This is a genomic window from Corynebacterium jeikeium, from assembly GCF_028609885.1.
GTDB classification, from domain to species: domain Bacteria; phylum Actinomycetota; class Actinomycetes; order Mycobacteriales; family Mycobacteriaceae; genus Corynebacterium; species Corynebacterium jeikeium.
The window spans coordinates 1907301-1930040 of sequence record NZ_CP063195.1; the positions used below are offsets into that span (position 1 = coordinate 1907301).

The 22740-nt window shown below is 62.0% G+C and carries 17 protein-coding genes; 2 read left to right on the forward strand and 15 right to left on the reverse strand.

Annotation, left to right across the window (positions count from 1 at the left end; genetic code table 11):
• Positions 1 to 52: 52 nt before the first annotated feature.
• The 9 genes from CJEIK_RS08560 to CJEIK_RS08600 all read right to left on the reverse strand — a co-directional run bounded on the left by CJEIK_RS08560 (position 53) and on the right by CJEIK_RS08600 (position 11754).
• Positions 53 to 1222 carry an acyl-CoA dehydrogenase family protein gene (locus CJEIK_RS08560; RefSeq protein WP_005293707.1) on the reverse strand — a complete coding sequence of 390 codons (1170 nt, stop codon included), beginning with the start codon at positions 1220 to 1222 and terminating at the stop codon, positions 53 to 55.
• 88 nt (positions 1223 to 1310) lie between these two features.
• Positions 1311 to 3419, reverse strand: a complete 2109-nt coding sequence (locus CJEIK_RS08565) for an acetyl/propionyl/methylcrotonyl-CoA carboxylase subunit alpha (protein ID WP_005293710.1) — start codon at positions 3417 to 3419, stop codon at positions 1311 to 1313.
• A gap of 48 nt (positions 3420 to 3467) precedes the next feature.
• A complete protein-coding gene (locus CJEIK_RS08570; RefSeq protein ID WP_005293712.1) occupies positions 3468 to 5081 on the reverse strand; it encodes a carboxyl transferase domain-containing protein in 1614 nt (537 codons plus the stop codon).
• Between the two features lie 218 nt (positions 5082 to 5299).
• The gene (locus tag CJEIK_RS08575) at positions 5300 to 5914 is read right to left on the reverse strand and encodes a TetR/AcrR family transcriptional regulator (protein WP_005293715.1); all 615 of its coding nucleotides are present in this window, start codon (positions 5912 to 5914) and stop codon (positions 5300 to 5302) included.
• Positions 5915 to 5964: 50 nt separating this feature from the next.
• Positions 5965 to 6762 carry a hypothetical protein gene (locus CJEIK_RS08580; RefSeq protein ID WP_237745976.1) on the reverse strand — a complete coding sequence of 266 codons (798 nt, stop codon included), beginning with the start codon at positions 6760 to 6762 and terminating at the stop codon, positions 5965 to 5967.
• Positions 6763 to 6859: 97 nt separating this feature from the next.
• A complete protein-coding gene (locus CJEIK_RS08585) occupies positions 6860 to 7708 on the reverse strand; it encodes a hypothetical protein (RefSeq protein WP_005293720.1) in 849 nt (282 codons plus the stop codon).
• A gap of 119 nt (positions 7709 to 7827) precedes the next feature.
• Positions 7828 to 9450 (reverse strand): bifunctional phosphoribosylaminoimidazolecarboxamide formyltransferase/IMP cyclohydrolase, encoded by a 1623-nt coding sequence (gene purH / locus CJEIK_RS08590; protein ID WP_005293722.1) that lies wholly within the window; start codon positions 9448 to 9450, stop codon positions 7828 to 7830.
• 26 nt (positions 9451 to 9476) lie between these two features.
• The gene (gene purN / locus CJEIK_RS08595) at positions 9477 to 10043 is read right to left on the reverse strand and encodes a phosphoribosylglycinamide formyltransferase (protein WP_005293723.1); all 567 of its coding nucleotides are present in this window, start codon (positions 10041 to 10043) and stop codon (positions 9477 to 9479) included.
• Positions 9988 to 11754 (reverse strand): cell division protein PerM, encoded by a 1767-nt coding sequence (locus tag CJEIK_RS08600; protein ID WP_034964520.1) that lies wholly within the window; start codon positions 11752 to 11754, stop codon positions 9988 to 9990. The genes purN and CJEIK_RS08600 overlap by 56 nt, the downstream gene beginning before the upstream one ends.
• 443 nt (positions 11755 to 12197) lie before the next feature.
• Here CJEIK_RS08600 and CJEIK_RS08605 point away from each other — a divergent pair, with 443 nt between their 5' ends.
• Positions 12198 to 12956 (forward strand): M23 family metallopeptidase, encoded by a 759-nt coding sequence (locus CJEIK_RS08605; RefSeq protein WP_005293731.1) that lies wholly within the window; start codon positions 12198 to 12200, stop codon positions 12954 to 12956.
• 77 nt (positions 12957 to 13033) lie between these two features.
• Here CJEIK_RS08605 and CJEIK_RS08610 read toward each other — a convergent pair.
• The 4 genes from CJEIK_RS08610 to CJEIK_RS08625 all read right to left on the reverse strand — a co-directional run bounded on the left by CJEIK_RS08610 (position 13034) and on the right by CJEIK_RS08625 (position 19910).
• A protein-coding gene (locus CJEIK_RS08610) for an IS3 family transposase (RefSeq protein ID WP_370510477.1) occupies positions 13034 to 14376 on the reverse strand; the annotation gives its coding sequence in 2 pieces (ribosomal slippage) (positions 13034 to 13935 and positions 13935 to 14376; 1344 coding nt in all).
• Positions 14377 to 14518: 142 nt separating this feature from the next.
• The gene (locus tag CJEIK_RS08615; RefSeq protein WP_005293733.1) at positions 14519 to 15319 is read right to left on the reverse strand and encodes an SGNH/GDSL hydrolase family protein; all 801 of its coding nucleotides are present in this window, start codon (positions 15317 to 15319) and stop codon (positions 14519 to 14521) included.
• 60 nt (positions 15320 to 15379) lie between these two features.
• A complete protein-coding gene (locus CJEIK_RS08620) occupies positions 15380 to 17062 on the reverse strand; it encodes an acyl-CoA synthetase (protein ID WP_231913386.1) in 1683 nt (560 codons plus the stop codon).
• A gap of 157 nt (positions 17063 to 17219) precedes the next feature.
• A complete protein-coding gene (locus CJEIK_RS08625; RefSeq protein WP_034964524.1) occupies positions 17220 to 19910 on the reverse strand; it encodes an ATP-dependent helicase in 2691 nt (896 codons plus the stop codon).
• Between the two features lie 106 nt (positions 19911 to 20016).
• Here CJEIK_RS08625 and CJEIK_RS08630 point away from each other — a divergent pair, with 106 nt between their 5' ends.
• Complete coding sequence (locus CJEIK_RS08630) at positions 20017 to 20343, forward strand: chorismate mutase (RefSeq protein WP_011273975.1); 327 nt, start codon at positions 20017 to 20019, stop codon at positions 20341 to 20343.
• 34 nt (positions 20344 to 20377) lie between these two features.
• On the opposite strand, the gene CJEIK_RS08635 is transcribed toward CJEIK_RS08630, so the two are convergent.
• Complete coding sequence (locus CJEIK_RS08635) at positions 20378 to 21235, reverse strand: S1 family peptidase (protein WP_011273976.1); 858 nt, start codon at positions 21233 to 21235, stop codon at positions 20378 to 20380.
• A 112-nt stretch (positions 21236 to 21347) separates the two neighbouring features.
• Positions 21348 to 22607, reverse strand: a complete 1260-nt coding sequence (locus CJEIK_RS08640; RefSeq protein WP_005293746.1) for an acid phosphatase — start codon at positions 22605 to 22607, stop codon at positions 21348 to 21350.
• Between the last annotated feature and the right edge of the window lie 133 nt (positions 22608 to 22740).

A 22740-nucleotide genomic window follows, 5' to 3' on the forward strand; every position in this document is an offset into this window, starting at 1 on the left:
ACTGGTGCTCTTTTATTGACGCCTTCTCGTCCCCGCGCCCATAGACGTGTGGCTACACGCCCAGGGCTCGGGCGATGAGCATTTGCTGCACCTCGGTGGTGCCCTCGCCGATTTCGAGGATCTTGGAGTCGCGGTAGTGGCGGGCCACGCGGTATTCGTTCATGAACCCGTAGCCGCCGTGGATCTGCGTGGCATCGCGGGCGTTATCCATCGCCGCTTCGGAGGCGACCATCTTGGCGATGGATGCTTCCTTGCTGAAGTTCTCCCCCGCAGCCATCTTCGCCGCAGCTGCGTACCAGGCCTGGCGGGCGGTCCAGGCGCGGGCTTCCATACGGGCGATCTTGAAGCTGATGGCCTGGTACTCGGAGATCGGTTTGCCGAAGCTGGTGCGTTCCTTGGCATAGCGCACGCACTCGTCCACGCAGCCCTGGGCAGCGCCCGTGGCTAGCGCAGCGATGGCAATGCGGCCTTCTTCGAGAATGGACAGGAAGTAGGCGAAGCCGCGGCCGCGCTCGCCGACGAGGTTCTCCTCCGGCACGCGGACGTTGTCGAAGGTCAGCGGATGGGTGTCGGAGGCGTTCCAGCCGACCTTGTTGTAGGAGGGCTCGGCAGTAAAACCAGGAGTGCCGCTGGGCACGATGATGGCGGAGATTTCCTTCTTTCCGTTCTCCCGCTGGCCGGTGACGGCGGTGGCGGTGACCAGGGAGGTGATGTCCGTGCCGGAGTTGGTGATGAACTGCTTGGAGCCGTTGATGACCCACTCGCCACCGTCGAGCTTGGCGGTGGTCTTGGTGCCGCCAGCATCCGATCCGGCTTCGGGCTCGGTCAGGCCGAAGCCCGCCAGGTTCTTGCCCGCCACCAGGTTGGGCAGGTAGGTCTGCTTCTGCTCGTCGCTGCCGAAGCGGTAGATCGGCATGATTCCCAGGGAAACTCCGGCCTCCAGGGTGATGGCGACGGACTGGTCCACGCGGGCGAGCTCTTCCAGTGCCACGCCGAGGGCCATGTAGTCGCCGCCCATGCCGCCGTATTCCTCGGAGATCGGCAGGCCGAACAGCCCCATTTCTCCCATTTGGCGGACGACATCGTAGGGGAATGTGTGGTCGCGGTCGTGCTGGGCAGCGACGGGGTCGACCACGCGGTTGGCGAAGTCCTCCACTGCGTCGCGTAGCTCGTGCAGCTCATCGGAGAGGTAGGGGTTGCGGTTCTTGGTGCTCTGGCTCATGGTTTGGGTCCTCTTTCTGGGTTGGGTGTTTGGGTTGGACGTCTGGGATGGGTGTGTGGGTTAGGGAGATACGTGTGAAGTGAGGTTTTTAGTTGTCGCTGCCATCGGCGCTGTCGGCGGCGATGACCTCCGCCAGGACTTCTCCGGTGCCGACCTTCTGCCCGACGGCAGCGTGGATCTTGACCCGCCCGTCGCAGGTGGCCTCGAGGGTGTGCTCCATCTTCATGGCCTCGATAACGATCACGGGCTGGCCCTCGGTGACCTCGTCGCCGTCGGCAACTTCCACGGCGATGACCGTGCCGGGCATGGGGCTCAGAATGTCCGGCGACTCCTCCGAGCTGGCTTCCGCGTCGTTCGCAGTGCCGGAGAACACCTCCACCACGTGCGTGCCGTGCGGGCCGGTGATGCTGCCGTTGGCAGTGGCGCTCCACTTTTCGGCCGGACCGCCGTCGAAGGAGAGTCGCCATTCGGTGGTGCTACCCTGCGGGTTGGCGACCACCTGGATGCTCCTGGTCTCGGGCTGCACTGGCGCATCCTCGTCGTCACCGCTGGTCAGCGGAGTGAGCTGCACCCCCCAGCTGCCGTTGCTGTACTCCGCGCGGGCTTCCACCGGCGCCGTGACGCCACTCGGATCCGCCAGCACCAGCCGCAGCGGGGCGCGATGCCCAGCGCCGCGCCAGCCGTCGCGGGCGGTCCACACACTGCCCAGCGGGGTTGCGGTTGCCTTTGTTTCGGACGCCCCTTCGGCTCCGCCGGCCAGCGCCCCAGCCAGGTGCAGCAGTGCGACGGCGAAGGTATCCGCGGGAACCTCGCGGGGCTGGAACTCTTCGACAATGGAGTCGAGCAGTCCCGTGTGCAGGTCTCCCGCCACGACCTCCGGGCGGGTGACCAGGAAGCGGTTGAAGTCGATGTTGGTGGTCAGTCCCTCGATGCGGGTGTGGGACAGCGCCTGATCCAGACGCTCGAGGGCCTCTTCGCGCGTGTCGGCGTGGGTGATGATCTTCGCCAGCATTGGGTCGTAGTCGGAGCTGACCTCTTGGCCCTCCACCACGCCGGCGTCCACACGAATCCCTTCCCCGCGCGGCCAGGAAAGACCCGTGATTAGTCCGCCGGTGGGCAGGAATCCGGCGGCGGCATCCTCGGCGTAGACGCGAGCCTCCACCGAATGCCCGTTGAGCTGCACGTCATCCTGCGTGATTGGCAAGGCCTCGCCGCGGGCCACGCGGATCTGCCATTCCACCAGGTCGCGGCCTGTAACCATCTCGGTGACTGGGTGCTCGACCTGCAGGCGGGTGTTCATCTCCATGAAGAAGAAGCGCTCGGGCTGCTTGGCGGAAACAATGAACTCCACGGTGCCCGCGCCGCAGTAGCCGCAGGCGCGAGCCGCGTCGCAGGCGGCCTCGCCGATCTCCTGCCGGGTCTTCTCATCCAGCAGGGCCGACGGTGCCTCTTCGATGACCTTCTGGTGGCGGCGCTGCAGCGAACACTCGCGCTCGCCCAGGTGGATTACGTTGCCGTGGGAGTCGGCGACGATCTGCACTTCGATGTGCCGGGGCGTGTCCACGAAGTGCTCCAGGAACAGCGTGTCGTCGCCGAAGGAGCTAGCGGCCTCGCGGCGGGCGGAAACTAGCGCGCTGGCCAGCTTCTCCGGCTCTTCGACCAGGTGCATTCCCTTGCCGCCACCGCCGGCGGAAGGCTTGATCAGCACCGGGAAGCCCACCGAGTCGGCAGCGTCGATAATCTCCTGGTCCGTCAGGTTCGGCCGGGAGATACCGGGCACGGTCGGCACGTCGCGGGATTCCACGGTGGCGCGGGCGGTGATCTTGTCGCCCATCTTGTCGATAGCCCCGGCGGGCGGGCCGATGAAGATGATTCCCTCGTCCTCGCAACGCTTGGCGAAGGTCGCGTTCTCCGAGAGGAAGCCGTAGCCGGGGTGGATGGCGCCGGCGTCGGTCGCCTTGGCGGCGTCAATAACCTTATCGATGTTTAGGTAAGACTCCGCAGCGGCGGCAGGGCCCAAACACACGGCCTTGTCGGCAGCGTGCACGTGCGGCGCGGCGGAATCCGCCTCGGAGTAAACGGCCACGGCCTTCAGGCCCATGCGGTGCACGGTGCGAATCACACGCAGGGCGATTTCGCCGCGGTTGGCGACCAGCACCGTATCGAACGGGCCGGTGAGAGCATGTGTGTCACTCATGTCAGTTTCTCTTTCTTGTGGTGGATACTTAGGCAGCTTGAACAGGAGTTACATGCGGAATACGCCGAAACCGGTTTCCTCGCGCGGGGCCTGAGCGCAGATGTCGAGGGCCATGGCGAGGGTGCGGCGGGTGTCCGCGGGGTCGATCACCCCGTCGTCCCAGAGGCGCGCGGTGGAGTACCAGCAGGTGGACTTTTCGTCGAACATCTCCCGAATGGGTGCCTCGAAGGCCTCTTGCTCCTCCGCCGACCACTCCTCGCCCCGGCGCTCGATCTGCGCGCGGCGGACGGTCGAGAGAGTCATGGCCGCCTGGGGGCCGCCCATCACGGCGATGCGTGCGTTAGGCCACATCCACAAAAAGCGCGGCGAATAAGCCCGTCCGCACATCGAGTAGTTGCCCGCACCGAAGGCAGCGCCGGTGACGACGGTGAGCTTGGGCACTGATGCAGTGGCCACCGCGTTCACCATCTTCGCCCCGTGCTTCGCAATGCCGCCCTCTTCGTATTGACGCCCCACCATGAAGCCGGTGGTGTTCTGCAGGAAGATGATGGGGATGTTTCGCTGCTCGCAGAGCTCAATAAAGTGTGCGCCCTTCATGGCGGCTTCGGCGAAGATGATGCCGTTGTTGGCGATCACTCCGACCTGGTGACCTTCCAGCCGGGCAAAGGTAGTGATGATGCTATTACCGTATTCGCTCTTGAACTCCGACAGGCTGCCTTCGTCGCACAGAGTCTCAATAACCTCGTGCGCATCGTAGGGAATCTTTGGGTCAGTGGGCACAATGTCGTAGAGGTCCTCCTGCGGGCGCGGAGCCGGCACAGGGGCGCTGCGCTTCCAGGGAGTCGGCTTGGATTCCGGCAGGGTCTTGACGATGTTGCGCATGATCCGCAGCGCGTCCTCATCGTCTGCTGCCAGGTGATCCGTCACGCCGGAGATGCGAGAGTGCATTGCACCGCCGCCGAGTTCTTCGGGAGTAACGTCTTCACCAGTCGCGGCCTTCACCAACGGTGGGCCGGCCAGGAAGATGGTGCCCTGGTTTTCAACGATGATGGTCTCGTCACTCATGGCCGGAACGTAGGCGCCACCTGCAGTGCAGGAGCCCATGACGGCGGACAGCTGCGGGATGCCCTTGGCCGACAGGTTGGCTTGGTTGAAGAAGATGCGACCGAAGTGGTTTCGGTCCGGGAATACGTCATCCTGCTGCAGCAGCATCGCGCCGCCGGAATCCACCAGGTAGATGCACGGAAGGTGGTTCTGCTCGGCGATCTCCTGGGCACGGAGGTGCTTCTTCACAGTCATCGGGTAGTAGGTACCGCCGGAGACGGTGGCGTCATTAGCGGCGATCATGCAGAGGCGACCGTGCACAAGCCCGACTCCAGCGACGATGCCCGCCGCCGGCGCCTTTCCGTCGTACATCTCCTCGGCGGCTAGTGGCGCGACCTCTAGGAACGGGCTACCGGGGTCTAGCAACAGGCGGATGCGGTCGCGTGGCAGCAGCTTGCCCCGGTCGGTGTGGCGCTTGCGAGCCCTCTCTCCTCCGCCGGCTTGAGCGCGGGCGAGGCGCTGGCGAAGCTCTTCGACGAGCTCGCGGTGGCTCGGGATTTCGCGGGCGGCGCCGCGAGGGTTGGCCGGATCTGTCGCTTGGGTGGTTGGAGTATCCACGTGTGCAGCTCCTAGGAAGGTGACGGAAGGTACAGGACGGTACAGGAAGGTGGCAGAAGGCGAGTGCTGGAGGGCATCAGAACACCCCGCACTTCAGTTTCAGTTACAAGCGATTAACTAACTTGTTGACGTCACCTTAAGTGACCTAGACCACTTTTGCTAGTGAATCTAAAAAGTTTCCCCTCTTTAGCTACCCCCGAAAGCGCTAGCCCCCGTGCTTAAACCAGGCCGACCGCAGCACGCGCCGCCGCCACAGTCTGCCGCCGCACCAGCGCCGCGGAAGCCCAACCGCGGGTCACCTCTGAGGAGTTAATCATCCCCACCACCAGCTGCGCGGTGATCCGCCCCGCCTCCCCCTTGTAGCGCGCGTCCATCTCCTCCAATGCTTCCGCAAACAACTTCAAATAGCTCCCCTGTGCGGAACGTACTCGCCCACGCCCCTCCTCCCCCATGCGAAAAAGTTCGCGGTTATGCAGGCGAATTAGCTCCGGCTGGGACAGTGCAAAGTCCACCTGGAAGTCGATCAGCACCGCCAGACGCTCACGCGGGTCCTCCAGGCCGTCGACGATCTTGCGCGCCGCGGAAAGCAGGTGCTCCGAAATGCCCGTCATCAGCTCCGTCAGAATCTCTTCTTTGCCGGAAAAGTGCCGATACACCGCCGGCCCGGATACCCCCACTGCGTGCCCGACCTCTTCCAGGCGCGTCCCATGGAATCCCTTATTCGCCATGATCGTGGCGGCAGCACGCAACAGCTCCACCCGTCGTTGTTCCTTTGCCGCCGCACGCGCAGACAGGCCTTCCGTGGCGGGCTCGGCTAGATAATGAGAACGCATAACCAACACCCTACTGGTTAAGCGTCGCTAACTGAATACCTTCCCCGCGATTAGCAGGCCGCTTCCGGCAGGCTGTTCACCTTCGACCGCAGGAACTCCGCCGCCGCCGTCAGCTCCGCCTGCCCGGACTCGTAGCTACCATCCGGGCTTTCCACTGCAATGGCCACGGCCACATAGCCCGAGCCTGCGCCATCAGACCTCGGGATGAGCCCAAACTGCCGTAGCCCATACGCGCCTGCGTTGTCCGGCCCCCAGCCGCCCTTAAAGATGGCGCCCGGAATCGTCCCCAGCCCATAACCCCCACCGTTACCGACGTTGCTCATGGCCGATACCACGGGCTCCGCCCCTTCAATACACCGCAGGTGGGAGGCGAAATCAGCCTGCGCGCTCAGCGACCAATCGCTCTGCCCGAAAGAGCTGAACCCCGGGCGCACCTCTTGCGACTCCACCCGTGCGCCACTGCCACCCTCGCGAATCACCGCGCTGGTTGCCTCCGCAGCCTGCTCCGGAGTACCTAGAGAGGACCACAGAGTTTCCGCGGCCGCATTGTCGGAGTTCTGAATTGCCTGCGTCATTGCCCCGTGCACGCTCGGGTCGTTCCGCAACGCGGCAATAGCAACCGGCACCTTCGCGGTCGACCACGGTGCCACTGTCGTTTCCCCCGCGCCATCCATCCCGGCCACCGCGATGGCCGCCGCACCGTTGTAGCCGAGCTCACCGTGTTGCTCTTCCTGGGGTTTTTCTGGTGTGGACGCCCCAGTGGTCGGCTGTGGACCACGGGACTTAGGCTTCCCGTCAGGTTGGGCTGAGGTGGATGGGTTGGGCGCGTTGGCGTCATCCCTTTCCACCTCCCCAATCGTGCATCCCGCAACGCTAACGCTCGCCGCGCAAACCACGGCGGCGACCAGGCCTCGTCGAACAGAGCCGCGTTGAACCGAGCCCGGTCTAGGAGATGTAAACAATGGCATTGTTTCCTCCCGTGCAGGTCACGTACTTACCGTTATCCCTGCACTTCATGGAGTAGCTCTGTCCAGTGACAGACGAATATGCAGATACCGTGCCGCTCGTACTATCGGTATCCAGGTAGTGGGTCACGAATGCATCGCGTACGGCCACTGCGAAAGGCTTAGAGGTAAGGTCGCTGCCGGTGTAAACGTTATTGAAGTCACCCGCGGGCTTGCCTTCCTCGGCTGCACTATTGGCCGGCACGGCACTGGAGGGCAACTTCGGATTGGTCGGACGGGAGCCTTCCTCATCGTCATTAGCCTCGTCCGTGGCTTCTTCCTCTTCAGATACGGCATCTTCGTCTTCCGCGGCGGTGTCCTCGCCGTCAGTGCTCTCGCCTTCTGCGCCCTCGGTTTTGGAGGAGCTGCTCGCAGCCTTTCCATCTGCGCCGCCTGTGCCGTTCTTGTCCCCAATCCAGCCCATGTAGTACGCAGCACCCGCCACCAAGGCAAGGGCAAGGAGCACAGCCAGCACGACACCTAAGATCGGTAGGAATTTGCTTTCCTTCTCCGACTCCTGCGCGTATGTGTACTGCTGGTACTGCGGGTTTTGCTGTCCCTGCCAGTTCTGCTGTTGATTCTGCTGCTGATTTTGGGGTGGCTGGGAGGCCTCCCACTGTTGCCAACGCTGTTGACTCTGGTCCCCCTGCGCCCCCTGGCTGGCCTGCTGCGACGACACCTGCCACTGATTCTTCCCCGCACCCTGCTCATTGTGGCGGTACTGCGGGGGCTCCGGCTTATCTGGGTTGTTCTTCCCGACGCCGGGATCAGTGGGGTACTCGTTAGACATAACCGGGGGAACTCCTGCGTTGAAACTTCTTGGAAGTATTAAAACTAGTTCAACATTAGGCGCTCACCCGGGCTCGCGGGTAGCGAACCGCAAAGCCCGCCCCACCGCAAGTGCGCACTCTAGTGCGCGAAGTGGCGCTCACCGGTGAGATACATGGTGACGCCCGCCTTCTCCGCCGCCTCGATAACCTCCGCGTCACGGACCGAGCCACCCGGCTGCACGACTGCACGGACGCCAGCAGCAGCCAGCACCTCAAAGCCGTCGGCAAACGGGAAGAAAGCGTCCGAGGCCGCAACGGCGCCCTCGGAGCGCTTCTCGTCTCCTGCCAGGGAGTTTGCACGCTCCACGGCCAGCTTGGCAGCGTCCACGCGGTTTACCTGGCCCATGCCCACGCCCACGGTGGCGTCATCCTTGGCCAGCAGAATGGCGTTCGACTTCACCGCGCGCACGGTGCGCCAAGCGAACTCCAGCTCGCGCAGGGTGGCCTCGTCGGCAGCTTCGCCGGCAGCCAGGGTCCAGTTGCTCGGGTCGTCGCCCTTGGCGTCGATGGCGTCCACCTGCTGCACCAGCAGGCCACCGGAGATCTCGCGGCCCTGCAGCTCCGGCTCCTCGCTCGGGGCGTCTGCTTGCAGGATGCGGATGTTCTTCTTCTGGGACAGGATCTCTACCGCACCTTCCTCGTAACCCGGCGCGATGATGACCTCGGTGAACACCTCGGCCACCTGGTTGGCCATTTCCACGCTAACCTCGCGGTTCACTGCGATCACGCCGCCGAATGCGGACATCGGGTCGCAGGCGTGCGCCTTCTTGTGGGCATCAGCGATGGACTCGTCGGAGACCGCGATGCCGCACGGGTTGGCGTGCTTGATGATGGCCACGGTTGGGCGCTTGTGATCCCACGCGGCGCGCCAGGCAGCATCCGCGTCGGTGTAGTTGTTGTAGCTCATCTCCTTGCCGTGGAACTGCTTGGCGCCGGCCAAACCGGTGCCATCGGAGTAGAGCGCCGCAGCCTGGTGCGGGTTTTCGCCGTAGCGCAGCACGTTGGCGCGCTCGTAGGAGGCTCCGATCCACTCGGGGAATTGCACGCTTGCATCCGACTCTGCGTCTGCCCCGGCTTGCGCGGCGGTCTGCTCGCCCATCCAGGTTGCAACGGCCACGTCGTAGGCGGCGATGTGGCGGAATGCATCCACGGCCAGGTCGGTGCGCTCCGCGCGGGTGAATCCCCCAGCATTAGCAGCGGCCACTACATCCTCGTAGCGGTTGGGATCTACTACAACGGCCACGGACGGGTGGTTCTTCGCAGCAGCGCGGACCATGGACGGGCCACCGATGTCGATCTGCTCCACGCAGGCGTCGAAATCAGCCCCGGAGGCCACAGTCTCGGTGAACGGGTACAGGTTCACAACGACCAGCTGGAAGGCCTCAACGTCCAAATCCTCCAGCTGCTTCAGGTGGTCTTCCTTGCGGGTATCTGCGAGAATGCCCGCGTGTACTCGCGGGTGCAGCGTCTTAACGCGGCCTTCCAGCACTTCCGGGAATCCGGTCAGCGCTTCAACCTCGGTCACAGGCACTCCGGCCTCCGCGATTTTCTTGGCGGTAGAGCCGGTGGAGACGATGTCCACGCCCGCGGAGTGCAGCCCCTTGGCGAGCTCCTCCAGGCCGGTCTTGTCGTACACGCTGATCAGCGCGCGACGGATTTCCTTCTTGTCTGCGCCGTTGGTTGCTGTGGTGCCATCACTCATGGTTTTTGGATCCTGGCCTTTCGTTCCTAGAAGGTTCGCTGTTCTTGAAAATCGTGCAGCACCTCTACCAAGAGTGTGCGCTCCACCTTCTTGATTCTCTCATGCAAACTGTCGACTGTGTCGTCCCGCGCGACCTCCACCGCTTTTTGGGCGATGATCGGTCCCGTGTCCACGCCACTATCTACAACATGAACTGTAGACCCGGTTACGCGAACACCGTAATTTAGTGCGTCTTCGACGGCGTGCGCCCCGGGGAATGCGGGCAGCAATGCCGGGTGGGTGTTGATGATCTTCCCCTCGAAACGCTCCACCACTTTCGGCCCAATGATGCGCATAAAGCCAGCGCTCACCACCAGGTCAGGTTCGTAGCTAGCCAGCGTGTCCGCCAGCTCCTCGTTCCACTTATCCCGGTTGGTCTGCTTAGGCACGTATTCGACCAAAAAGTTCTCGATGCCCGCGCGCTCGGCACGATCCAGCGCTTCGCACTGCCGGTCACTGCCCACGGCGAGAATCTCTACCCGCGAGCGGTCGACGTTATCAATCACGCTCTGGAGCAGAGTCCCCGTCCCGCTCGCCAGAATCACTATCCTCATCGTCTGTTTCTTCCTCTGTTTCTGTATCTTCTTTGTCTTCTGTGTCTTTTGTGGCTTCTCGTTCTTTCTTAATGACGCCCCCATCTTCCCCCTCTTCCGGTTCCTCCGTAGGGGCGTCATCTTCAGAAGAGTCAGTATCCATGCTTTCCGCACCGTCCGCTACGTCGTCAGCCCCAGCGTCAGCCTCAGTCTCAGTCTCAGCGGAATCCTTGTTTTCAACGTCGTCAGCATCTTCAGTTTCTTCAGTTTCTTCAGTTTCCTGAGCCTCCGACTGAGCCTGCTTGGATTCACCTGGCTCCACGACCTCAGCTTCCGGGATGTCCTCAATTACGGACTCGCCACGGCGGGCGGTGAAGAACATCATTACAGCGGCGGGCACCAGCAGCCAGGCAGCGAGCTCCACGGCAAAGAGCCACTCAACCGCACCCGTACGCCCGTAAACACCCAAGTCCCCGCCAGCCAGCCAAGAGGCACAGAAACCGATCAGCCCGGCGCAAGCACCAGCCCCCACCCCCTGCAACAGCGGTACCTCTACATAGGAACGGCCGCGCAAGAAGGTGTAGACACATGCCACCGCCACGCCGGCGGGCACGGCCAGCAGCGCTGCACCGAAAGGAATCTGATCGTTAGGGACCGCCGCCAAGACCGGCAGCGGCGGCAGATTTACGTTGTTGGCGGTGAAGAGGCTGACTGCGCCGTTACCGACGTGGAATTCGCCACCCAGTAACACCGCCATAGATGCGACCACCACGTTCGGCACATATAGCAACGCAACGAAGGTCAACCCCAGCACACCCATGGTGGAGGAAGTGATTTCGTATGCCTTGCCTACAGCCTCCAAGTTAGTAAGTAGATATACGGCAGCGGCGAGGGCACCGGCTGCGGCCATCCACTTCAAAAAGCGCCCAGCCAGCAGCATCGATTCCACCGGCCACGTAGACCAGCCACGGCGCAGCAGCAGCGCGCGCCAAACCCGAGCCCGCATGCCGATAACGATCGCTGCGCCATTAACCAGCGCCGTAGAGATCAGCGCGACCAGCAGATTGGGCGGGGTAATGTCGTAAACCCTAGAGGCATCCCACAGCATCAGCCACGCGATCCCCGTCAGCAACAGGGGAATCAACAGACTCAAGGTGGTGAACACCCGCAGTCCGCGAACACTGATCGAGTTACCCAGCACCGTGGTGGCCCGCTTTGCATGGCCCCACACCAACACCAGCGCAGGCAGTAGCGGTACAAACCCCAGCTTCGCCCCCGCCATTTCAATGGGAGCCAGGTTAAACACCATCCACATCGAGGCGATACTGGCGGGCACCTTATTGAAACCCGCACCGATGCCAATAAGGACGGCGACAATAGCGATGACACCCAAAGTTACAGCGTGGTTAATCAGCAGCTGTGGACCAAAACGTTTTACGTGAGGCTTCCACTTCGCCCACCCATTAAAGATGGCGGCTTTCACACCACCAGCCGGCGCGTCTGCGGTGGCCTTGGACTTGGCCTTTGGAGTGGCCTTAGAGTTTGTGACGCCGGTGGGCTTCGCCGCTACAAAACGTTCGTGCCCCGTACCTTCGGCGGTGTTGGCGCCAGTGCCTTTAATTCTGTCTGCGCTGCTGGCAGCCGAGGCTCGCCTTGAGCGGCTGGAGCCGGGGCGTCGTGAAGACGCAGATCGTCGGGATCCGGGTCGTTGGGCAGCAGAATCTTTACTCACCCGTCCTATTGTGCCTAATAGTGACAACTACCTGGCGGACTGACCCACCTTCCAGACCCTCTTCTACACCCTTGAGCGCAGACACGCCTAAGGTTCTACTTGAGGGTTTGTGGGTAGCGTAATGAAGATCACTAGCGGGGTTCAACCACTACAAAAGCAGCATAAAAACGCCTGGAACAGGGGAAATTCATTCTTAGACTCAGGTAAGGTTACCTCCACTACCCCCGCAATGTAATCAAAGCGTTATTTTTCGCCATTTTAGTTGCCGCAATGTTGCCAAACCGATAGTGTTACGTTCCGTTGATAACAAAGTGGTTACAAATTGCTTGCACAACAGACTCGAGCCCCAACAATCAGGCTCGGGGAAGAGCGAAAGCGATCGTGCGAAATCACATGTGACAGTTGTTAAAAAACATCGATTAGGTCAAAGGGTTACTAGGACAGTGCGAAACACTACTGAAGCGAGCCGTACCGGCATCCACCGCAAGCAGGAGAACACCGCGAAGCGTCGCTTCGCGCTCGTGGCCGTCGCTACGACCGCTGTGACTACTGCTGGCGCTGCCGGCGCTACCGCTGGTGCATCCCAGAACTCCAAGGACGATATCGCCCTAGCTTCCGAGAACACCGCCATCCTCGCCCAGGGCGAGGGCGCTCAGGGCTCTGCAGCTCCGGCGGATGCCCAGGCTTCCGCCAACGAGGCTCCGCAGATCCTCGAGGTCCCACAGGCCAAGCCGGTTTCCGATCTGTCCCAGCAGCTCGATTCCGCCCTGCGTTTTGCCAAGGAGCGCACCGAGGCTGATCTGGCTGCTCGCATGCCCGAGTTCGTCAAGCCCGCCGAGGGCACCTTCACCTCCGGCTTCGGCTCGCGTTGGGGCACCTTCCACTACGGCGTCGACATAGCCAACGCCGTAGGCACCGCCATCCGTGCAGTCCACGACGGCACCGTCATCGACTCCGGCCCTGCTTCCGGCTTCGGCAACTGGATCCGCATCAAGCACGACGACGGCACCGTCACCGTCTACGGCCACATGGCCACCCTGGACGTTAAGGTTGGCGACCGTGTAACCAGCGGCCAGAAGATCGCTGGAATGGGCTCCCTGGGCTTCTCCACTGGCTCCCACCTGCACTTCGAGGTTCGCCCGAACGGCGGCGAGGCTGTCGACCCGAAGCCTTGGCTCGCTGAACGTGGTATCCAGCTCTAAGCCTTAGGCAAAGGACACAAAAACCTCCCGACCGCCCCCTTTTTGAACTAGCCCCCGAAAGTTGGACTGGTTTAATTCTATGCGGTTAGGGTTTCAAGGGTCTGATTCCGATATTGCATCGGGGTCAGGCCCTTGAGTCGTTGTTGGATGCGTTCGGTGTTGTACCACTGGATGTATTCGTCGATTGCTTGGTTGAATTCTGCGACGGTGCCGAAGACTTCACCGTGGTACATCTCGGTTTTCAAGTGGCCGAAGAAGTTCTCCATGACCGCGTTGTCGTAACAGTTGGCTTTACGCGACATCGACTGAACACCGCCGTTGTCACCGATCAGGTCGCGCCAGGAGGCGTGCTGGTACTGGAAGCCTTGGTCAGTGTGCATCATCCACCCGGGTTCAGGCGCACACGTTTTAATCGCCTTGGACAAAGAGGCAGCGGTAAACGCTGTCGACGGCGATGTAGCCACGGTGTGGGCAACAATTGAGCGATCGAACAGGTCCATCACCGGTGACAGGTAGACCTTGCGACCTGCGACCCTGAACTCGGTGACGTCGCTGACAAAGACGGTATTTGGCTGATCCGGGGTGAACTTGCGGTCAAGCTTGTTGTCAGCGATGTGACTGATCGTCCCAGCATAGGAAACATAAGGTCTACGTTGGCGAATCTTGGCTCGCAGCCCCATCTCGCACATGAGCTTGTACACGAGTTTGTGGTTGACCACCCACCCCTGGTTACGCAGGTCAAGTAACACTCGCCGGTAGCCGTAGCGATGCTTGTTGCGCTCGAAGCTTTCCCGGATCTCGGCCTTGAGCGCGGCGTGCTTATCCGGCTTACTGAGTCGTTTCTGGTGGTAGAAGAACGTCGACCGTGGGATACCTGCTGCCTTTAGGAGATACTCCAGGCGGTGGTGCGACTTGAGGATGACAATCGCCTGGACTTTCAGGCGCGTCTCTGGTTCCTCAAGTCCCGCAATTTTTTTAGATAAGCGTTTTCCGCTTCCAACCGCGCGATCCGGCGCCGCAGCTTCTCCTCTTCGGTCAGCGGCTTTGGCACAGCCGAACCTTTGGGCCTGCCCTTCGGCTTCGGTTTTAACGCCTCGTCGCCACCTTTACGCCATTGCCGCGACCAATAACTGACCAGCTGGTCCGACGACAGGTTAAATTCACGCGCAAGATCCATCTTTGTCTCGCCGGAAAGGTGGCGCTCGACAACTTCCTTTTTGAACTCGAACGAATACTGCTGCTTTGTCGGTTTCTCCACAAGACATAGCCTGCCATGCAGCTGAAACCGACGATAGAGCAAACGGACGGCGTTTTTGGGGACACCAAGAGCATTGGCAGCGGCTGTTTCGCCCATGCCTTGCTCGAAACACTCCACCAGCTGTTCACGCTGCTGCTCATTCAGCGAACTTCGTGCTCTCAATGAAAACTGCTCCCCACTAGTCGGTAACTGATTTCTCAGTCCAACTAATGGGGAGCAGTTCATTTTGGGTGGTCGGGAGGTTTTTGTCTACCTCGCCGCGACTTTCAAGGTGGGGATCCCCCACCTCGGAAGCCAGTGCGAATTACTTCAGAGCCGCACCAATCTGCTTGGCTGCATTGGTCACACCATCGTGGGACATGTGCAGGGTCAGGTTGTAGCGCGGAGTCTGGTTATCAAAGACGCCGGCAACCCAAGCCTTGCCGCCCGGCTGGCAGGTATCGTGCCCGCGGGTGGAGCGGTGAAGGTCAACGAAAACGCCACCGTTGCGCTTGGCTGCATCGTGAGCCTGGCGCCACAGCTGACGCTCGGCTTCCTTCACGATCGGGAACGGAGCCTGAATCGGCGGCAGACCGTGCGGACGGATCAGACACAGGCCTGCGCGATCGTTCGTGAGGTGCGGGTAGCTCACAAACTGGATGCGAGCATTCGGAGCAGCGCGCTTGATCTTGTTAGCGAGGCGGTCATAAGAACGAGCTGCCGCACGGTTATTGATCGGATCCAGAGTGCGGTAGGTGTCATTAGCTCCAACCATGATCGGCACGTTGCGCGTGTTGCGGTTCAGCTTGCCGTCGCGGATAGCCTGATCCAGGCGAGCCTCTAGCGGCTCGCGGCCCAGGTACAGCTCCTTGCCGTTGCAGGAGTAGTCATCCACGTGGGCACCCGTCAGCCGCTGCAGCTCAGTGGCCACGCGGAATTTACCGTGGATGCACTTACGTGCGCCACTGCGCTTGGCGTCAATAATCTGGTTGAGCGTCGTGTTAGCGAAGTAGGAATCACCGAGCAACACGGTGTTTCCGGGGGCAGCCTGGGCAGCAGGGGCCAGGCCCATGACCGATCCTGCTACGGCGACAGCCGCAGTCAAGATGCGTGCAATTTTCTTCATCAGTTTCTCCCGTATGTGTTTTTGTGCCGTATTAAGGCTATCGATCGCGAGGCGAAAATGTTAGCTGTTCGGAAGCTTTGCCGGCATGACCTTACCAGTTGGGTTGCGCGGAAGCTCATCCAGGAATGTAACTTCGCGGGGAACGGAGTGCTCCGCCAAGTTGTCCCTGACCCATTCTTGGACGGACTCCTTGGTCAGCGCCTCACCCTCCGGGGTGTCTTCACGCACGATCCACACCGCCATGCGCTTGAAGCTCTCTTCGTCGTCCACGCCCTTGGCGTAGAGGTCTCGAATGCCAGGCATTGGCGCCAACACCTCTTCCACGCTGCGTGGGTACACGTTTTCACCGCCGACGATGATCATGTCGTCCGCCCGGCCGAGCACAAACAGGCGACCTTCCTCGTCGAGGTACCCACGGTCGCCAATCTCCAGCAGGCCGTGCTTGATCTTCATCTGATCGCGCGTGTGTGCATAACGGCGCATGGTCATGGTGCCTCGGGCATAGATGCGGCCCGGGGTGTTCGGCGGCAGCACGTTTCCGTCGTCGTCCAGGATCTTGACGCGTACGCCGCGCACCGGGCGCCCGGCCAGAGCCGGATTCTCGACGAGTTCCTCCTTCTTAGCAATAGCGACCACGCTGTTTTCGGTGGATCCGTAGAAGTTGCAGACCACGGGACCGAATTGCTTGTGCAGGCCGCGGAGCAGATCTTCGTGCATGGCATTGCCGGAGGACACGATGAACTCAATCGACGAAGCGTCGTAGTCGCCGTTCTGTGCGACCTTGAGCTGCTCCTTGATGAAGATGGGCGAGGTAATGATGCCGTTGACCTTGTAACGCTCGACGTCCTCCATCGCCTGCACTGGATCGAAGTCACGGCGGAACACCACTGTCGCGCGGTGGGCAAAAATCAGGTTCAGGTTCGCCCAGCCCCACGAGTGGAACATAGAGGCGGTCTGCTGGATCATCATCTCCGCCCGCCACGGGATCCAGGTGACAAGATCCGCCAGCGGAGTCGGGATGGGCGGCTCCCGGTGCACTACGGCCTTCGGGGTACCAGAGGTGCCGGAGCTCAAGATGGTGATGAAGCCGCGCTTCGGGATCTTAGGCAGCTTCTCCTCCGCCTCGGAGGGTGCGTGGTCGATGACCTGCTGGAAGGTTTCCCATTCCGGGTTCGGAGCCTGCGGGTTCTCCAGATCCTCCGCATAGCCGATGATCACCTTGGCGCGCGAATAGTCCGCGGGCAGCCTGTCCGCGAACTCCTCGTCGATGATGATGGTGTGAACATCCAGCTCCTCCATACTCTTCTGCAGCTGGACTGGACTGGAAGCCGGGTTGAGCAGGCTAATGTCCGCCCCGATGAATCCCTTGGCGACCAGCGCGTAGACGACCACGCGGGAATTGCGGGCCATGACCGCAATATTCTTGCCTGGCCCCAGGCCCATGCGCTGTAGTGCGCGGGCGAAGGCCAGCGAATCATTGCGAACCTCCGCATACGTGCGTTCGCCGATGTCATCGATGATGGCCGTACGGTTCGGCGCCACTTCTGCCGCGTACCACGCCTGACGTCCAGCGGTGAAGCCATAGCGGGCGATGCTCTCGACCAGCTTGGCTTTCCCCTTAACACCGCCGCCTCTGACGACTACGCCCGATTTCAGCGCAGTCCCCAGGCCGGTGGCAATAGCGTGGGTCTCTGCCCAGGCGGCCTCGCCCAAGTGCTTAAGGTCTTGCAATTTGGAAGTCACTTGTTGATTGTTCTGCATTAATACCCTTCTAGTTACGCCTAACCCATCGAAAGAGGATGCTGTTACGTTACATTAAGAAAATATTTTCTGCGCAACATTGGCCACAATCGTCACTTCCGCAACACGCCGGCTCGGGCGCGCCCCAGAGCCCCAGGGGCTAGAGCTTCTCCATCGGCACGCCGCCGAACAGCATCAGACGCACCGTGCCCTGACTGCCGAAGTCGATCATGCAGGTCGTGTGCGAGCCACTGCCGTCCACGCTCTTCACCGTGCCCAGGCCGTACTTGTCGTGGTTGACCTTGTCCCCCACCGCCAAGTCGAGATCCTGGTTCTTCTTCGCCCCGGCTCCGAAGGCAGGCTTCGCCTTCTTCGCTGGCTTCCGGTAGGACTGGCCGCCCCAGCCGCTGGCCCCCGCGCCCCAGCCACCCGAGCCGCCTGAGCCGCCGAAGCTGGTGCCATCGGCGTAGCCTCCGCCACCCCAGGCGGAATCCACACCGCTGCCGAAGCGGGCGGGCTCCTCGCGGATCCACTCCATCAGATCCTCCGGAACCTCGGAAAGGAAGCGCGACGGCGGATTGTTCACCGGCGCTCCCCAACCGCTGCGCGTAATCGCACGGGTAAGGAACAGCCGCTGCTTTGCACGGGTAATGCCCACATAGGCCAGGCGCCGCTCCTCGGCCAGCTCCGTCGGGTCACCCAGCGCGCGCATGTGCGGGAACTGTCCGTCTTCCCAGCCGGTCAGGAACACCACGGGGAACTCCAGCCCCTTGGCGGTGTGCAACGTCATGAGCGTCACCATGTCCTGCTCGTCCGCGGGGATCTGGTCCGCGTCCGCTACCAGGCTCACGCGCTCTAGGAAGGCCTGCAGGCTACCCAGCGGCGCTTCCCCTTCGGTGAGCATGGCGTCGGCGGTGTCTCCGGCGCTACCATCGCTGCTACCAGCGCTACCGGCGGTGCCACCACCCGGCATCTCCTCGTACGCCTTCAGGTTCGCCGACTCCTGCGAGAACTCATGCCCCACGCTCACCAGCTCGTTCAAGTTGTCCAGGCGCGCCCCATCCTGCGGGTCGTTGGATTTCTCCAGCAGCTCCTTGTAGCCGGTCATGTCCAGCACCGCAGAGATCACCCGCCCCAGGTCGGGCAATCCCAGTCCGGACCCGTCCGATGCCGTCATCTCCATAGACTCCGTCTCTGCCCGCAGCGCGTCCATCATTTCCAGGAACTTGCCAATGGAATTGCGGCCGCGTGCGGAAAGGCCGGCGACCTTCCCCGCGGCGGCGTCACCAAGAGCAGCCGAAAAACCAATCCCCTGGCCTTCCGCATGCACAGTGACCTGCGCGATGGCCTTATCACCGATTCCGCGGCGCGGGGTGTTGATGATGCGCCGCAGCGCCACCGTGTCGTCCGCGTTGTCCAGAACCTTGAGATAAGCCACAATGTCGCGGATCTCGCGGCGCTCGTAGAAGCGCGTGCCACCGACGACCTTGTACGGCATACCGGAGCGCACCAGCACGTCCTCGATCGCACGAGAGGCGTTATTGGTGCGGTACATGATCGAGATGTCGCCGTAGGAGTATCCCTCGTTATCCACCAGGTCGTCGATCTGCTCGACGATGAAGTTCGCCTCGTCGTGCTCGTTATCCGCAACGTAACCGCCGATCAGCTCGCCATCGCCTAGGTCCGTCCACAGCTTCTTCGGGCGGCGCCCCTGGTTCCGGTCAATCACCGCGTTGGCTGCGGACAGGATCTTCTGGGTGGAGCGGTAGTTCTGCTCAAGCAGGATCGTGTGCGCATCCGGGTAGTCGCGCTCGAATTCTTCGATGTTGCGGATCGTCGCGCCGCGGAAGGCATAGATCGACTGGTCGGCATCGCCCACCACGCACAGCTCGCACTCGGCTTTGCCCTTGCCCGCGAGAGCCGCCACCAGCTCGTATTGTGCGTGGTTGGTGTCCTGGTACTCGTCGACCATGATGTGGCGGAAGCGGCGCCGGTAGTGCTCGCGAACGTCCGGATTATTGTTCAGGATCGCCACGACCTCACCGATCAGATCGTCGAAGTCCACCGCGTTGGCCGCCCGCAGGCGGTTCTGATACGTCTTGTACAGCGTGGCGATCTGGGCCGTGTGGGGGTTGGAGTCGCGCTGCGCTTCCTCCAGCGCCCCGGCCGGGCCGACCAGTTCGTTCTTCCAATTGGAGATCACATTCAGCACCCCACGGGGCGAGAACTCCTTCAAGTCCAGCGAGGCATCCTTGATGATCATCGTCATCAGGCGCTTGGAATCGTCCGAGTCGTAGATGCTGAAGTTCGTGTTCAACCCCGGCGCGAGGTGCGCATTGGCACGTAGCACGCGCACACAGAAGGAGTGGAAAGTGGAGACCCACATGCGCTCCGCCTGCGGGCCGACCATGTCCACCACGCGCTCGCGCATTTCCGCCGCCGCCTTGTTGGTGAAGGTGATCGCCAGGATCTGCCACGGCGCCACCCCGTTTGCCAGCAAATATGCAATGCGGCGCGTCAGCACACTCGTCTTGCCGGAGCCCGCGCCCGCCACGATCAGCAGCGGGCTGCCCATGTGCTCGACCGCCTGTCGCTGCTGCGGGTTGAGGCCTTCGAGGAGCTTTTCTTTATGACGCCCCGTCTCCCCCGCTGCCGTCCCAGCATTACCTCGCTGTTGCGACGGTGTTTGCTGTACTCGGTGTGGCTGCGGGCTATCAGAATGCAGATTCGCCAGCACGCTTTCGTATCCCTCAGGTGGCAGCTCGTCCTCCGGCGGCGGGACCTCATCATCGAAAAGCGTTGGTTCCTCAGGCAGCGGCAGGTCGGCGAACGGATCGTGCTGGTTGTTCATGTTTCCCTTGAGCTCCCTTAAAAACTTTCCCGTGCACCGCTGGAACCTCACGCTCCAGGGCTCTTTTTGATTCTCGGCCTTGACGACTAGCGGTAGGATACAACGCATGAGCGACAACGATTCTGCGGCTTCTTCAAAGCCCAACGAGTTCACCGTCCGCATGCCTTCTGGCACGGACGATCCCTTGTCGGATTCAGAAATTCAATCCTACCGCGAGGAGATCAACCGCCTCGACCGCGTCATCATCGACGCAATCCACCGTCGCAGCGAAGTATCGAAGGCAATCGGGAAGACACGCCTGGGCTCCGGCGGCACGAAGCTGGTCTATACCCGCGAGGTTGCCATCATTAACCAGTTCCGCGCAGAGTTCGGTTCGGAGGGCGTAGAAATAGCAAAAGCCCTGCTGCAGCTAGGCAGAGGGCGTTTGGGCTAAGGGGCGGCCGGAGTTCGGCCGGGAAGCCTGGGAACTAAGCCAAGCGGAACCCGGCACCCACCCCACCGGCCGCGTTGAGGTCTGCGGCGATCACGTTCCACGCGGCACCGGCCGTCGGTGCGTGCAGTGGCCCCTGCAGCGGGGTGGTGCAAGAAGGCAGGTTGGCCACTCCGCCGTTGACGATGCCGACCAAACGGTTGCCGACGTAGATCGGGCCGCCCGAATCTCCCATCGAACCGCACAGGTGGGAAACCAGGAACGGCCCGGAAATCGCCAGCATGGGACCGCAGGAAACTCCGGTGGCGACACCGGTTTTGCAGATCTGTTGCAGGCTAGCTGGGGTGGGGCCACCGAGAGCATTCAGGTGAACGTTGTTGTAACCGCGGGTCAGGCGGACCTTGTTATTGAACTTGATCACAGCGTAGTCCGGGTAACCGTTACGGACGACGGTACCGATCTGACCGGCACCCTCGGCGTCCATAGAAACAACCGGAGCACCGGGGCCACCACAGTGACCTGCGGTGATACCCACCTTGTTTCCGGCCTTGTCGTAGCCAACCACACCCAGGGTGCAGATGTTGTTGCCTACGTAAATCGGCATGGAAGGCCCGGCCAGAACGCTGGGCGCCGCGGCACGCTGAGCCTGCGGAATGCCTGGAGACGTGAAGTAGTGGCCCGGGACGCGGTGCGGGCCCGGCTGGCCGGTTGCTTGCAGGAATGCATCTGCGGAACCAGTGGGCGCGGCGGCAGCCTCTGGCGCGGTGAAGGCTGAGCCAAAAACGGCGGAAGTGGCCAATGCCACGCCCGCCAGCAAGGCTCCAAGGCGACGACGGACGGCGCTACGGAAGGAGCGCCCAACGGGGATTCGTGTGGATACAGATGCGGCTGACATGAGCCCAACCCTATCGCAGAAACACTGATTCACATGCGCCACAGAGGTAACAATTTGGACAAGGTTACCCCTGCTCTCCCGCCGCGCAATTAAGTCGGCGGGCGGCCACCGACTAGCGCAGTACGGTAACGCTACCGTTGCTGTTGACCTTGACCTTTGCGGCGAATGCAGCAGCCATGTTCAGGCGCTGCCAAGAGCCGCGCGGGCCCTGATCGTCCAGCGGGGAACCGGACGGGATAGCGGTCTGGCGCAGGATGGAGGCACGCTGGTTGTAGCTCAGCTTCGGGAACTTCGGCAGCAGCAGATCCGGGGCCGCCTGCGGCACGATCATCGGCGCGTCCTTGCGGTAGATCTTCGGGAAGCCATAGGTCATACGATCGGTGTACTCGCGCACAGCCTGGTCGGTGGAGCGGTATGCCTTGTCGTTCTTCACGACCTCAGCGATCGGGCGACCCGCGCGCCACTCCAGCTCCGCACGCAGCTCCTTGCCCGCCTGCTGGATTGCGTCGCGCATCTTCGGATCGTTCCAGCGGTCAGCGGCAGCTGCGGTGCCGGACATGCGGCCACCCATGACGTCCAGCGGGTAGTGCACGCCCATGACAATGCGGTTGTTGCCAGCCTCGGAACCACGAGCCAGGATCTGCGGAGCCAGCTCCGGCAGGGTCAGCGCCAACAGGGTAGTGGACCACACGGCCTGGTTGGTGTGACCAGACGGGTAGGACTTGGAGGTGCCATAGTACTTGTTCTGGCCGTCCTCGTACTTCTTGATGCGCTCCGGAGCAACCACGAACGGACGGTCGTTGTTGAACACGACCTTCTCTACAAAGGTGGAGGATGCCACTCCGCCCGCACGAGCCAGGTAGCCGTTGCCCAGCAGGAACTGGGTCTTCGGCAGGCGATTCTCGCGCAGGGCATCGCGGAAGTGGCGGCCGAGCTCTGTGCCCAAAGAATCGGAGAACGCATCCAGCACGCCAGCCTTGTCCGCGCGAGCGTCCTTCTGTGCGCGCTGGATGGCAGCCGGGTTGTCCTGCACAGCGTTGTTGATGTTCACAACCTTGTCCAGGTTCTGCTTCATGATGCCCGGGTGGTTGGCGCGCACGTCGTTGAAGCCATCGACTACGTCCAGGTAGACGCCGTAGCCGTGGGAGCTGATGTCAGAGATGTAGCCGCCCAGGTATTCCGGGCCGAAAGGCTGCGGGGTCGGGGCACCCTTGTGCTGCACGGGGTGCGGGTAGCTCGGCAGCCCCTCGGAGCCAGCAACCGCCGGCACGCTCGGTGCAGCCTCCACCGGCGCGACATTCACTGCCGAAAGGGACATGGTCGTAGCCATCACGGTGGCCATCGTGATCTTGAGGCTCTTGGTCTTGGTCACTTTTCTCTCACCCTTGAAGTCTCGTCCTGCAATTCTTCTTGACGCCAAGCCTCCTGGCTCGCCCGGCGCCTTTTGCGATAGTTTTATAAACTCCTTCGGACACTAACCCAGGTTTCTGAACGGCAGGTTAATT